This window comes from uncultured Brachyspira sp., from assembly GCF_944388875.1.
In the GTDB taxonomy this organism is placed as follows: domain Bacteria; phylum Spirochaetota; class Brachyspiria; order Brachyspirales; family Brachyspiraceae; genus Brachyspira.
Genome location: NZ_CALXKQ010000006.1, coordinates 1 through 13,627, shown reverse-complemented (window position 1 = coordinate 13,627; position 13,627 = coordinate 1). Strand labels below are relative to the sequence as shown.

The following is a 13,627-nucleotide window of genomic DNA, read 5'->3' as shown; positions in this document are numbered from 1 at the left end:
TATATGGAAAATATTGAGTTTATAAATAATTCTGATGATTATATCATAGATTCAATTTTTTCTATATCTTTAAAAAGTGAATATATAAATTTATCAAAAGAAACTATAAAAAAATATATAGAAGATGAATATAATAAGGTTGTTATAATAAAAAATGATAAATCTATATTTGGTTTTTTAATATATTTTTTGCTTCCGCCAGAAATAGATATAATATTTATAGCAGTTTATCCATATAACAATGGATATGGTAATAAATTATTATCATATTTATTTAATGAAGCCAAAAATAATAATGTAAACAGCATAAAATTAGATTTGCATGAAAAAAATATAATAGCTAAAAACTTTTATATAAAAAATGGTTTTAAAGAAATATCAATTAGAAACAAATATTATAATAATCAATTTGACGCTATTATAATGGAAAAACAAATTGATAAAATTAGTGGAATTTCTTAAAAGCCAATATACATAGTATGCCAAATATTATATTAGGCATCCAAGCAGCAATAAAAGCATTCATATTTCCGGCTTCACCCATAGATCTGAATATCATAACAATAGAATAATAAAACAATGCTACTAATATAACCAATACTAAACTTACAACTAATACACTTTGAGTAGAAAATTTAGAAAATAATGATGCTAATAAAACTATAATAAATCCTGAAAAACAGTATGATATTCTATAATGCAAATCCGTTTCTAATTTTGATGTATTCATATTTACTTCTTTCTGTAATCTTATAATGCGTGCTTCTTCACTTATGCTCATAGAATCTAATGGAGGACGTCCGTAAAAATGTTCCGGTCTTTCCAAAACATCTAGTTGATAATTTGTTATCTCTTGAACAGTTATTTCCTTATTGTCACTAAATGTAGTTAATATTCCGCTGGATACATACCATTTTCTATCATTATTATTCCATTGAATATAAGGACTTGATATTCTCATTTTTATAGATCCGCTATCATCCAATTTTAATATTATCGTATTTGTCATATATTGTTCTTGATAAAAATATGTATCTATAAAGTAAATATAATTATTTCCTCCAAACAGCTGCCAAGGACCGCTTTTTGAACTTTTAGTATTTCCATGCATCTTATCATTAGCATCAAATGATACTTTATTTAATGGAGCTGCTACAAATTCCCAAAAAAATACAAGAAATAAACATAAAAATATAACTATTATAAATATCGGACTAGAAAATTTAAATAAACTAATACCAGAATTTTCAACAGCTATCATTTCTTTATTTTTTACGAAAGTTCCTAGTACATATGTAGAAGAGAACATTAAAGCTACTGGAAATATATAATATGTATTATGAGGTGCTCTTGCCAAATGGTATGTAACAAAATATCTCATTAATTCAGGATGTGCAGTATAAAAAGATAATCTGCTGCTTAAATCTGCTATTGTAACTAAAATAACAAATAAAAATAATGATCCAAAGAAAAAAGAAAGGAACTCTTTTAATAAATACAGATTTAGCTTCTTCATTAACTCACATCTATACCATATTCTTCATTAAGACGATTTAGTTCATCTGTTATATTATTATGTAATTCTTTTATTTTTTCAAGCAATGCTGAAGGTTTAGATTTGCTTGTCTTACCAGAACCAAATACTTTACTTATTTTTCTTTTAGCCTGTACTAAAGTTTGAGCTTTAACCTTAGGGTCTGGTATAAATTTAGAGGCATCCATTCCAAGCAAAGCCCCCATATAAAGCATACCTTCATAACCAAAATTATTATCTATATCAGGTCCGAAAGATTTTAATTTCTCAAAATTTTCTTTTCCGTTTTGCATACATTCTATAGAAGCTGAATATAATTCGCTTGCTTTATATTGAAAAAATGGTATAAGTCTTTCATAATTTTCATTAGGGTAAACACTTGCCAAATCTTCTAATGTCCAGCTTAATCTCAAAGAACATAAAGCCTTTTTTAAAGTAGGGGCAGTATCTTTTCCATGATAATGATAGCCATCCAATGCTAAAAAATAACTTGCCGCACCTTCAAGCAATGTTCTGTTTCTTGTAAAATCTACATCATCTCCGAAAAATTCTTTCATATACTTAGCTCTATTAACAGCAGAATCTGAAGCAGCATCCTTTTTCTTAGGATCTATTAATTGAAAATCCTCCTGAAAAGCAGCATATAAACAGTGCGGACAAACCACAACTACATATATTAATGGATATACAGTACCATATCTTTTACTCTTTTCATAGGTTCTTCTTAAGTCATTTCTTAATTGTCCTGCTATTAATCTTCCGCCGCCGCTTAGAAGCATTTCATGGTAAAAATCACCCTTGCATACAGGACAAGTTCTTGGATTTTTTTCTATAAAAGATACTTTTGGTTGTTCATCACTCATAAAAACATCCTATTTCTTACAATTATTTAATTAAACATTTTAAATGTAAAAATGTCAAATTTATTATCGTCTTATTTTGATTTTTCAACATCACTTATATTTATCTTAGTTACCCTCAATTCTTGAAATATATCATTATAATATAAAAGATAAAAATACGGATATTGAGCAGCAGCAACTTTCACATTACCTTTACTTGTTCCAAGTATTGATAAATCTATAACTCTTCCATCCATATACAAACTTTTATTACCATCTTCTTTTAAATATAATGCTGTTACCTCATAACCATAATTTAATGTAGCATCTAATGAAGTAATTTTTTTATCATCTTCTGTTATTACTCCATTACTAAAACTTCCATGATAAAATCTCATATATCTTATTTCATTTTGATTATCTTTTGTTGTGTAAAGTACATTGAATCTGTTATGCTCTTCATGTATTACCGTATAAATATCAGAATTAGTTACTATGGCTCTGTTATCAAAAAATCTAAATGCTGTATTTGTTTTTCTAGAACCATAAAATATATTTCCTGTTTCATAATCATGTATAAATAAAGCATATCCGTCCTTTTCTGCCACTGGATATACACTATCAACTATATTATTTGTATAAACGAAATCAGAGAAGAAATTATCTCTATAAAATCTTGATACGGATAAAATTCCTCTGCTGTCTATAAAAAACAATGTAGGATAATAGAAAGCAGATACAACTAATTTTAAGTCTATTATTTTTTTATTTGCTGTTAAATCCATATCATAATTATTAAAAGAACCGCCGTTATTATTAGCATATAATAATTTGCTTGACCTGTTATATGCTGTATGAATATTATTATTATTGGTGGCTAAAGTAATTAATCCGCCTAAATCTCTATTATCATCAAGCAAGGTTCTAGTAAACTTGCCGTCTTTTCCAGTAACATAAACTGCTGTATTCAGCACATTATCATAATAAGCAAAATGTATATTATTTCTTATATCAACAAATAAATCAGTAATATTAGGCTCTTCCCTCAAAGAAGCAACAGACCATGTAATCAACGACTCAAATCCGCTCATTCTTATATAATGCTCTGTAAGAGGAGGAGCATCATTTCTTAAATCTTTTTGATATTGGGCAGTTAAACTAGCACATAAAAAAATAATCAATGCTATTATTATAAATAATATACTATTTTTTCTTAGTTTTTTTACCATCTTCTATCTTACTTACTGATTCTAAACCTTCTTCCTTAGGTCTTATAAATCGGCATTTTATTACATTCCCTTTATCATCTAATAATGCCTTTATATGTGAATAATAGAATATACAATGTTCTATATAAGCATTGTCATCAACAATAGAACCATACAGATAACTAACTCCCTTTATAAGTACATTGCTTCCTATATTTATAGGATGATTATCACTTCCCGTAACATTTACTCCTCTTTCTAATATTGTATTCTTTCCTATATAAACATTTCCTTTAATTTGGTTTCCTGAATATATTTGAACATCATCATCAAGTATGAGTTTTTGATTTTCTAAGCATGAAATAAGAGCATTATCTCCTATATAAGTATGCTCTCCAAGATAAACATTTCCTTCTAATTTAGCTCCATGAGATATGGTAACTCCATAATTAAGAGTAACTCCTTTTCCAATATATGCTCCTTTGCCAACATATATATCAAGAGGTTTTTCATCTTTATCTCTTTCAAGTATTTGCTCTACAACAGTATCATCAATAAAGAAATCTTCTGCATCATATATAGTAATAATATTCTTTAACTTATTATAAACATTAGCTCTGGCAATAGATTCCATCTCTTTAAGAACTGTTTTATCATTAAATCCTAAAACAACTCTGCTGTCTTTAGGCATGTATGTAGAAATAGATAAATTATTATTGAAAAATATTTCTATTAAATCCGTTAAATAAAGTTCATTTTGGGCATTATTAGCCTCTAACTTTTGTATCAGCTCTTCTAAAGGCTTCATTTTAAAACCATATATACCAGCTACATATTCATTAAAATTGTCCAATAATTCATCTTTTTCATAAGAAAACTTTTCATCTTTATATGTTTTATAAAGTTTATCATCATCATTCATGGCAAGTATATCTTTATATTCAATAACACCAAGTACATTACCCTGAGATTTTTGTTTATATTTACTTACTTTACCATCACATGTTAAGCCTCTGCTTCTAAGTATTCTTCCATAATAATTACTGCCTTTAGGTCCGTCATATAAAGCAGTCATAACTATCATATCTGTTTTAGATTTAATAAACTCTTCATGAAATTCTTTCATAGTTTCAGAATCTATAAGTCCCATATCAGCATATATTACATAACAATATTTAATATTTTTTAAATCGCTTTTTTCAAGTCCTACTTTGACAGCATGTCCAGTACCTCTTTGCTCTTCCTGATACGCAAAATTTGTATTGGCTTGTTTTCCAACAGCATTAGCTACATCCAATGCTTTTATTCCTACAACTATAGTAATATTACTTTTAGGCATGCCGTTTCTAACTGCAAGTCTAACTCTTTCTATACTAGGAACGCCCCATATAGTATGAAGCATCTTTGAAGTGGAGCTTCTTATTCTTTTACCATGACCAGCAGCCAATATAATAACCAAAGTATCATTTTTTGAGAACTTTGATGAAAGTGAAGCAAGGGCATTTTCTATTTCTACTACATTTTTTTCCATAAAGAGAACTCCTAATTTTTATGTTTAATAGTTTTTATTTTTTATTTTGTTTATTTGTATATATTTTTTCAAAAACTGGCTTTTTTATATTTGATGCTTTGGAATAAAAATCATTATTATTATTTTCTAAATCTTTTTCAGCTTTTTTATCCAATTTCTCTTTTTCTTTTAGTATATCTTCCAAACTATTTTTTTTATAATTAGAAGGAAGCACAGCATTTTTACTATCCAATTCAAGTTTAGTATTTTTATTTTCAGCATCAAAAGTTTCATCTTCTTTAAGCCATTTTCTCAAAACTTTAACCACAGATTCTGATAATTTATCCAATTTTTGCTTGGCTCTTACATTACCTCCTAGATTAGAGTCTTCTTTTAAGATAAATTTATATAACTGCATTGCTTTTATAATATTTTTCTTTTCAAAATTATAATAATCCGCAATTTTCTCTATACCGCCAAAATATGAGGCTGTTAAATAGCATCGGTAAGCCCCATCTATATCCTTTTGATTAAAAAGCTCATTTCCTTTTCTAATCAATGCACTTCTTGTAGAATCTTTAATTTCCATAATTCTCTATTATATACCTATAATATTAAAGTTCAAGCATTAATTTTTTATATTAGTTTTAGTAAAAAATAAAGCATATTCATAAATATAACAATTTATAATATATTATGTTAAACTATTTTTGCAGAGTTTTTGACTTCTAATTTCATCTCTCTTATTATGCTGTATCCAAGAGGTATTGAAAGCAAAAAAGTTAGAAAATCAGCAACAGGCTGTGCCGTTTCTATACCAGTTAATCCAAAAAATCTAGGAAGCATAAATATTACTGGTATTAAAAATAACCCCTGTTTTGATACAGCAAGTAAAGAAGCCCTAAATGTTTTCCTTGTTGTCTGAAGTATCATGCTTGATAATGTTATTAATCCCCATAATGGAATGGTTAATGCCTGATATCTCAATGTTCTTGAAGCAATTTCTACAAGCAAAGCATCTTTATCATTAAAAGACATTGCTATATGAAAAGCATTTATAAATATAATACTGGAAAATATTAAAAGTATTATAGTAGATATTTTTATGCAGAAATAATATGCTTTAATAACTCTGTCATATTTTTTAGCTCCATAATTAAAACCGCATACAGGCTGAAATCCTTGACCAAAACCTATAACTGCTGAATTTGTAAACATTGCCACTCTATTTACTATTGAAATAGCAGCTATTGCAGCATCTCCAAACGGACCTGCTGCAGTATTTAAAAGCATAGTTGATACACTGGCAATGCTTTGTCTGCAAAGACTTGGAAGTCCTCCTGCTATAATTGCCTTATATTTTTGAAAACTAGGTGAAAAATCTCTTAAATTTATAGGCAAAGTACCCCAAACATTAGTACCTACTAACAATATACAGAAACCTATAAACTGACTTATTATAGTTCCTATTGCCGCTCCTTTTATTCCCATAGAAAAAGTAAATATAAGTATGGGGTCTAATATTATATTTGTTATGGCACCTGTTATAAGTCCAACCATAGCAAAAATTGCATTACCCTGCAGTCTTAATTGATTATTAAGCACCAATAAAGCTGTCATGTACGGAGCACCTATTAAAATATACTTCATATATTCTATTGAATAAGGAAGTATGGTTTCTGTTGATCCTAAAATATAGGCTAGGGGCTTTATAAATATTATTCCAAATATAAGTATAAAAAGTCCCACTATAATAATAGAAGAAACAAAACCAGTAGCTGCCATTTTAGATGCTTCTGCAGTATCTTTAGCACCTAGCTTTATAGAAATATATGTACCTGAACCATGTCCAAAAAAGAAGCCTATAGCCTGTATAACAGCCATCATAGAAAATACTATACCTACGGCTGCTGTTGATTGCGTATTTATTTTGCTTACGAAAAATGTATCTGCCATATTATAGAATGAAGTTGTAAGCATGCTTATTATTGTTGGAACAGCCATTTTTGCTACAAGTTTTTCAACAGGTTTCTCCGTTAATTCTTTATATTTTAATTCCTGCCTTTTATAATCATCATTAACTATATCATTTTCCATATCAAATACCTATTAATAAAATATATTCCAAGCAATATATCAAAGTATATACCTTTTTTATATAACTTCAATATGATTTTTTTGTTTGACTTTTTTTATTTTTCTAGTACGATATTTAAGTAAACATAATAATTAGGATAAATAAGTATGAATAATAAAGTAGAAAATTTTATATCTAAATTAGAAAATAATAATGAATATACTTTTACATTGGAAATTTCACCTCAGGCAAAATATGATTTAAGCTATATAGAAGATAAAATAAGTAAATCAAAAATAGATGAATATATAAATGCATTTGTTGTAACTGACTCTCCTTTTGCCAATTTAAAAATTTCATCTATACTTGCTGCTTTACAATTACAGCAAAGATTAAATAATGATAAACCGTTTATAACAACTCAGACTATGAGAGATAAAAATTCAATAGCATTGCAGAATGATTTAATAGGAGCTAATTATTTTGATATAAGAATGGTGCTTGCTGTTACTGGAGATGCTGTAGCTAATGGAAATCAGAAACAAGCTAAAGGAGTATTTGAAGGTAATTCAGAACTATTAATAAAAATAATCAATAATTTAAATAATTCAAAAAGTTTAGGGGAGTTTACTTTTAAAGAAGAATTGAAGCCTATATATCCGTTTTGTGTTATAAACAGTTATGCTAAAAATAATGATACATTAAAATTAAGATTAGCCAAAAAAGCTGGATCAGGGGTAAAAGCAATTTTTACACAGCCAATATATGAGGTTAGTCAATTAGAATTATTTTTAAAATGGATAGATGAGCTTCCATTAAAAGAAAAACCTATACTTGTACCTGGATTTTTTCCAGTATTAACTTACAAAACTGCATATTTTATATATTATAAACTTCCAGGTGCTTATATACCAGAAGAATGGTTAAATAAATTAAAAGATGCCAGCGATAAATCTCCAGAAGAAGAAAAAAAGACTGCGGAAGAATTATCTATTAATTTATTTAACAGTATGATTAAAGTTCATAAAAAGATGCATATAATGAGTATGAACAATTATGATTTTGTTGTTAATTTATTAAAAAATATTAAATAGAATCTATATTATCTGGACTAATAATTATAGGATTTTCATTTTTATTAAAAAATTTTCCAAAATGTGAAAATCCTCCTATAGTTAATATCATATTTTTTCCTTTTGATAACAAATATAAATCAAAATATACTTGATCATCATTTCCTTTCACTTCATAATAATCAATAGAATTATTAAAATTATTTAATATATTATTTTTTACCCAATTCATATCATTTGAAATAAAGAAAAATTTTGGGGTAATAGGTTTTAATTTATCAATCATCTTATTAATAGCTTTTATTATATATTCCTTATATACTTTATCACTATTATTAAAAAAAGCATACTCTCCATGTAAATTTATATCTCCTCTTCTAATATGAACTGTTACAGATGCTTCATGGTTAACTATCATATTATATACATTTAAATTTTCATCTTTAAGTCTATGAAATAGATGCTTATCTAAATCAAGTTTTTCTTTTATAATATTGATATCATGTTTTAATAACTTCGGATATCCATCAAGATATGCATTCTTTTTTGTAAATACTATGTTTTCTATATCATAATTATATGGACCTCTATATGTAAACAATCTTCTATAAATTTCTAATTCTTCTTTTTCTGCTACCTCTATATTTAAATCTGGAAAACAATTAACTAAATCAAAAACTCTTTTATCTTTACCATAAGCATCTTTACCATTATTTATATGCCAACTTATATCATATTTTATTCTTATATTGTTTTGATTCTGCTTTATAGATTCTCCCAATATATATTTCCATATTTGACCTGCAAAACCATCGCATTGCCATATTATAAATAAGCGTTCATCTTTGTTTTCTAAAGTATTATTTTTATCTACTAGATATTCTATTTTATACATAGTATTAACTATATCATCTAATATATTTCTAAATTTATCCCTTAAACTTTTTATAGGTATAAACCAAGCTATTCTCTTATTTATTAAATCTCTATAATTATTATATAACATAGACATATACCTCTAATTATTGTTATGTAAGTATTATAATATTATATTTCTATATAAAGTCAATATTATACATAAAATATCAATTTAATATCATAATTCATGTATAAAACATAATTTAATATGAATAAAATATATATAAAATTATTACTTTTTCATAATTAAAGTTAACATAACAATAATTAACGGAACATGCAAATAATAAACCTTAATTCCATAAAATTACTAATTATATTAATTAGCAAAATAATAAGCATCTTCGCAAAATGAAACTATTGCACATGTACTAAGTTCTGGATACATCATATAGCTTTCTGTAAGCGTAACATTAAACTCTTCTGGCTTTAATTTATCAAATATGATTCTGTTTCCATACATATTTTTTAGGGCCTTATAACCGAAAGAATATCTGCATCCTACATGTTTTCTTTTTCCATTATTTTTTAAATTTAAAAGATTATCCATATTAGTTTGAAGTATATCCACATAATTTTCTATAATATGTATTCCTATAGCATTATAGAAATAATAATCCTTATAATCGTCATTATCATATAGCCCTTTCAAAAAATCAGCAAATTTTGTTCCAAGACTTACAAGAGTAAAACCTATAGTATCTTCTTCCTTATCAAAGAAATCAACTATAGAATTATAAGGTTCATTTTCCATACGCTCTAATGGTATTTCTATTTTTTCATCTTTTAATTGATTAGTATCAAAATCAACATCATATATATATAATTTGTCATTTTCTGTAGTAGTTTTATAAAATCCGTAAATCATTACTACTTCCATTAAATTATTTTCTATGATATTTTTTTTCATCTCTTCGTATTTAGGCTCTACTTTAGTTTTAATCATCTCATTATATTTTTCCATATCCTGATTTTTAGCAGAGTAGCCAAAACCAACTCTAAAAAGCCTAACCTTATTAATCATATCAAAAGCTTCTTTTTCTATATCTTTATTAAACTCAAAAACTTTTCTTCCATAGAAAGGAGGCTTATTTACATAATGTTCATGATTTTTGTGATTTATTTCTGGCATAATTCTTTCCTTTATTGTTATATTCGCCTACGCCTGTAATAAGCTAGCGAGTAAACTCACTAGCTGGCTTCGGCTCACTTCTATTTATTATTATGCTCGAACTCGCCGTATAGTTTCTGCTCGTTCTCGCTTTTTTTGTTGTTATGTCACCTGTAAGGGTGCCTACTTGGTCGCATCCGCCTGTAATAAGCTATCTGGCTTCATACTTATTTTTTAATTATAACTTTTTATCATTGTTATGTCAGCAAACTAGAAAAAGTGGATACATTATCGAATTTATTTTCATTTATCCCTGTCTGCTATTATCTCCTTTATTGCAAGTATATCATCAAATCCATCTTTACAGTAGAAAATTTTACCGCTGTCCCCATAAACTTTTTTACAATCATTTTCTACAAATTCTCTTGTTAATGCTGCACCTCCAAGCAGAATTGGTATCTTTAATCCTTTATCTCTAATGTATGCAAGATTATCCTTCATCACTTCAGTAGATTTTACCAAAAGTCCAGACATACCTATACAGTCAGCATTATGTTCATGATATGCTTCTAAAAACTTTTCTATAGGGACTTTAGTGCCAAGATTGACTGTTTCAAATCCGTTATTTTTTATAATAATTTCAACTAGATTTTTACCAACATCATGCACATCTCCTGCCACAGTACCAAGTATTATTTTAGCTGTTTTATCCTGCTTTTTCTTCTCCAAAAACTCAGATAAAAAATCCACACTTTTTTTCATAACTTCAGCAGAACCCAAAACAAATGGAAGCTGTATAGTACCTTCTCCGAATTTTACTCCGATATCAGCCATAGTTGGAAGAAGTATCTCATCTATTATAGCCTGAGCAAATAATTTTTCTCCTCCAAACTCTTCGCTGTTTTCTTTCACTTCGTTTAATAAAATCTGCATATCTTTCCATTCGCCGTCAAGCATAGCATCTCTTATGGCTTCTCTTATAGGCTTTTTTATATTTTCTTCACTGTTTAATTCTTTCTTTTCTTTTTTGTCAGAGAAATGATTTATATAATTTATAAGAGGCTCTTTGCTGTTATTCTTATTATATATTAATTCTCTTGCCAGATCTATTTCTTTTTCATCTATTTTTGATAAAGGAATTATTTGAGCAACATTAACTATAGCAGTAGTAAGTCCATGATTAATTGCTTCATATAAAAATACTGAGTTCATTATTTTTCTAGCTTCTTCTTTAAGACCAAATGAAATATTTGATACACCTAAACTTATTGAGCTTTCTGGATATTTAATTGATAATTCTTTTATAGCATTTAAAGTTTCAACACCTGCTAAAAAACTATTCTCATCGCCGCTTGCAAGCGTAAAAGTAAGAGGATCAAATATTATATCATGCGGTAAAATTTTATGTATATTAACCGCTCTGTCATACATACGGCTGCACATTCTTAATTTATCCTCGCAAGTTAATGCCATAGCCTTTTCGTCTATTGTAAGAAGCATTACAGAAGCACCGTATCTTTTAGCAAGAGAACATATTGCATCAAATTTTTCTTCTCCCTGCTCCATATTAGCCGAGTTTATTATGGGCTTTCCTCCATATACTTTTAAAGCTGCCTCTATTACATTAGGTTTTATTGCATCAATAACCAATGGCAGAGAAATTTGTTTAACATAAGCTGAAATAATTTTTGTAATATCTTCTATTTCATCGCGTCCAGCCCAAGCAGCATTAACATCTATAGCATGGCTTCCAGCCTTAACCTGTTTTATACCAACATCAAGCATTCCGTCCATATCGCCTGCAATCATAAGCTCTCTGAATACTTTGCTTCCAGTAGCATTGCTTCTTTCTCCAATCATTAAAGGGGCAGGTTCTTGCTTAATGCTCACAACATTAAAAAGACTTGCTATATAAGGTCTAGGTTTTTCTAATGCAGGATTTTTAGGTTTTACTCCTTTTACTTTTTTAGCCAATGATTCTATATGGAGAGGAGTAGTACCGCAGCAGCCTCCTATAAATGCAAGTCCGTCCAAATTAAAAAACTCACTATTAATATCAGCAAACTCTTCAGGAGTCATACTATAATACGCTTTTCCTCCTCTGTTTTCAGGAAGTCCCGCATTGCTGTGTATTGATATTGGAAGACATGATATTTCTGAAAGTTTTTTTATATGACGCATCGCCATATCAGGTCCTGTACCGCAGTTCATACCTATAGAAAATATATCTAAATTTGAAAGTATTGTATATGCTGTTTCTATATCAGTGCCTAAAAGCATAGTGCCTTCTTTTTCTATTGTTACAGAAACCATTATTGGAATTTCTTTATTTAATTCTTTTGCTGCATCATTAACTGCAAGTATAGCAGATTTTAGCTGAAGAACATCCTGTGCTGTTTCAAGAAGTATAATGTCTGCTCCTCCGTCTATTAATCCCTTAGCAGCTTCTATATATCCTTTATACATTTCATCGAAACTAATTTGTCCTAAACTTGGTAATTTTACACCAGGTCCTAAACTGCCTGCAATAAAAATATCTCTATTTAAATCTCCTTTAGAATTATGATTTTTTAAATATTCTTCTCTAGCTTCATTGGCTATTAAAGCAGCCTTATTAGCAAGTTCATAAGTTTTATCAGCAATATCATATTCACTTAATACCCAAGGTATAGCCCCAAAACTATTAGTCTTTGTTATATTGGCATTAGCATTTAAATAATCTATATGTATTTCTTTCATTATATTTGGAGCTGTTATATTTAGTACTTCATTGCATCCTTCTAAATTATTTCCGTCTATAATCCAATCTTCTTTCCTTATTTCTTTTTTCTGTAATTCTGTGCCTGTAGCTCCGTCTATTATCAAATATTGTTTTTTTATTAATTCTTTAAGTTTATATTTTATATTTTCCATAAATGACCGCCAATTCTTTATAATATATTTAGTATTCTAATATAAAAATACAAATATAACAAGTTTATAAAAAAATCAAATAATTTTAATAAACAATAAAAAATATATTAACAAGTGTTGACAAATAGAATAATTACAGTATACTTTCAATGCCTATTTTTATTATTCAATCAATAACTATTATTTATTATAATAGTTATTGATTCCGTTATATTAAGTTTATTATATATATTTTATTATATGAAAAAGTGATATTATATTTTTAGTATTTAAATATTAAAAAATTGTTCATATATGATATATTTATATTGACAAATAGAATAATTATATATATACTAACGGTATGCATAAAATAATACTATCGACTATCGACTATCGACTATCGACTATCGACTATCGACTATCGACTATCGACTATCGACTATCGACTATCGACTATCG

Annotated in this window: 11 protein-coding genes; 2 read left to right on the top strand and 9 right to left on the bottom strand. The window is 27.6% G+C overall.

From position 1 onward, the window contains the following. The first annotated feature begins 3 nt into the window (after positions 1-3). The gene (locus tag Q0J69_RS05860; RefSeq protein ID WP_297205058.1) at positions 4-462 is read left to right on the top strand and encodes a GNAT family N-acetyltransferase; all 459 of its coding nucleotides are present in this window, start codon (positions 4-6) and stop codon (positions 460-462) included. Here Q0J69_RS05860 and Q0J69_RS05855 read toward each other — a convergent pair. From Q0J69_RS05855 to Q0J69_RS05830, 6 genes are all read right to left on the bottom strand, one after another. Beyond that, positions 446-1,516 (bottom strand): LptF/LptG family permease, encoded by a 1,071-nt coding sequence (locus Q0J69_RS05855; protein WP_297205057.1) that lies wholly within the window; start codon positions 1,514-1,516, stop codon positions 446-448. The two genes, Q0J69_RS05860 and Q0J69_RS05855, sit on opposite strands and share 17 nt — an antisense overlap. Continuing rightward, the gene (locus Q0J69_RS05850; RefSeq protein ID WP_297205056.1) at positions 1,516-2,397 is read right to left on the bottom strand and encodes a DUF2225 domain-containing protein; all 882 of its coding nucleotides are present in this window, start codon (positions 2,395-2,397) and stop codon (positions 1,516-1,518) included. Before Q0J69_RS05850 ends, Q0J69_RS05855 begins: the two co-directional genes overlap by 1 nt. A 71-nt stretch (positions 2,398-2,468) precedes the next feature. Continuing rightward, the gene (locus Q0J69_RS05845; RefSeq protein WP_297205054.1) at positions 2,469-3,605 is read right to left on the bottom strand and encodes a hypothetical protein; all 1,137 of its coding nucleotides are present in this window, start codon (positions 3,603-3,605) and stop codon (positions 2,469-2,471) included. Beyond that, complete coding sequence (locus Q0J69_RS05840; RefSeq protein WP_297205053.1) at positions 3,580-5,115, bottom strand: NTP transferase domain-containing protein; 1,536 nt, start codon at positions 5,113-5,115, stop codon at positions 3,580-3,582. Before Q0J69_RS05840 ends, Q0J69_RS05845 begins: the two co-directional genes overlap by 26 nt. A 34-nt stretch (positions 5,116-5,149) precedes the next feature. After that, positions 5,150-5,683: a hypothetical protein gene (locus tag Q0J69_RS05835; protein WP_297205052.1), complete on the bottom strand. Its 534-nt coding sequence runs from the start codon at positions 5,681-5,683 to the stop codon at positions 5,150-5,152. Positions 5,684-5,793: 110 nt separating this feature from the next. Beyond that, a complete protein-coding gene (locus Q0J69_RS05830; protein ID WP_297205051.1) occupies positions 5,794-7,191 on the bottom strand; it encodes an MATE family efflux transporter in 1,398 nt (465 codons plus the stop codon). 147 nt (positions 7,192-7,338) lie between these two features. Between Q0J69_RS05830 and Q0J69_RS05825 the strand changes: the two genes are divergently transcribed. Then, entirely contained in the window at positions 7,339-8,265 is a 927-nt protein-coding gene (locus tag Q0J69_RS05825; protein ID WP_297205050.1) for a methylenetetrahydrofolate reductase, read from the top strand. Here Q0J69_RS05825 and Q0J69_RS05820 read toward each other — a convergent pair. From Q0J69_RS05820 to Q0J69_RS05810, 3 genes are all read right to left on the bottom strand, one after another. After that, a complete protein-coding gene (locus tag Q0J69_RS05820) occupies positions 8,258-9,250 on the bottom strand; it encodes an alpha-1,2-fucosyltransferase (RefSeq protein ID WP_297205049.1) in 993 nt (330 codons plus the stop codon). The two genes, Q0J69_RS05825 and Q0J69_RS05820, sit on opposite strands and share 8 nt — an antisense overlap. Before the next feature lie 231 nt (positions 9,251-9,481). Continuing rightward, a complete protein-coding gene (locus Q0J69_RS05815; RefSeq protein ID WP_297205048.1) occupies positions 9,482-10,294 on the bottom strand; it encodes a vitamin B12 dependent-methionine synthase activation domain-containing protein in 813 nt (270 codons plus the stop codon). A gap of 282 nt (positions 10,295-10,576) precedes the next feature. Continuing rightward, the gene (locus Q0J69_RS05810; RefSeq protein WP_297205047.1) at positions 10,577-13,186 is read right to left on the bottom strand and encodes a homocysteine S-methyltransferase family protein; all 2,610 of its coding nucleotides are present in this window, start codon (positions 13,184-13,186) and stop codon (positions 10,577-10,579) included. Positions 13,187-13,627: the final 441 nt, after the last annotated feature.

Coding starts and splice junctions, on each gene's coding strand:
- Q0J69_RS05845 (WP_297205054.1), bottom strand. CDS start 3,605: ATGGTAAAAAAACTAAGAAAAAATAGTATATTATTTATAATAATAGCA.
- Q0J69_RS05830 (WP_297205051.1), bottom strand. CDS start 7,191: ATGGAAAATGATATAGTTAATGATGATTATAAAAGGCAGGAATTAAAA.
- Q0J69_RS05855 (WP_297205057.1), bottom strand. CDS start 1,516: ATGAAGAAGCTAAATCTGTATTTATTAAAAGAGTTCCTTTCTTTTTTC.
- Q0J69_RS05835 (WP_297205052.1), bottom strand. CDS start 5,683: ATGGAAATTAAAGATTCTACAAGAAGTGCATTGATTAGAAAAGGAAAT.
- Q0J69_RS05825 (WP_297205050.1), top strand. CDS start 7,339: ATGAATAATAAAGTAGAAAATTTTATATCTAAATTAGAAAATAATAAT.
- Q0J69_RS05815 (WP_297205048.1), bottom strand. CDS start 10,294: ATGCCAGAAATAAATCACAAAAATCATGAACATTATGTAAATAAGCCT.
- Q0J69_RS05810 (WP_297205047.1), bottom strand. CDS start 13,186: ATGGAAAATATAAAATATAAACTTAAAGAATTAATAAAAAAACAATAT.
- Q0J69_RS05860 (WP_297205058.1), top strand. CDS start 4: ATGGAAAATATTGAGTTTATAAATAATTCTGATGATTATATCATAGAT.
- Q0J69_RS05820 (WP_297205049.1), bottom strand. CDS start 9,250: ATGTTATATAATAATTATAGAGATTTAATAAATAAGAGAATAGCTTGG.
- Q0J69_RS05850 (WP_297205056.1), bottom strand. CDS start 2,397: ATGAGTGATGAACAACCAAAAGTATCTTTTATAGAAAAAAATCCAAGA.
- Q0J69_RS05840 (WP_297205053.1), bottom strand. CDS start 5,115: ATGGAAAAAAATGTAGTAGAAATAGAAAATGCCCTTGCTTCACTTTCA.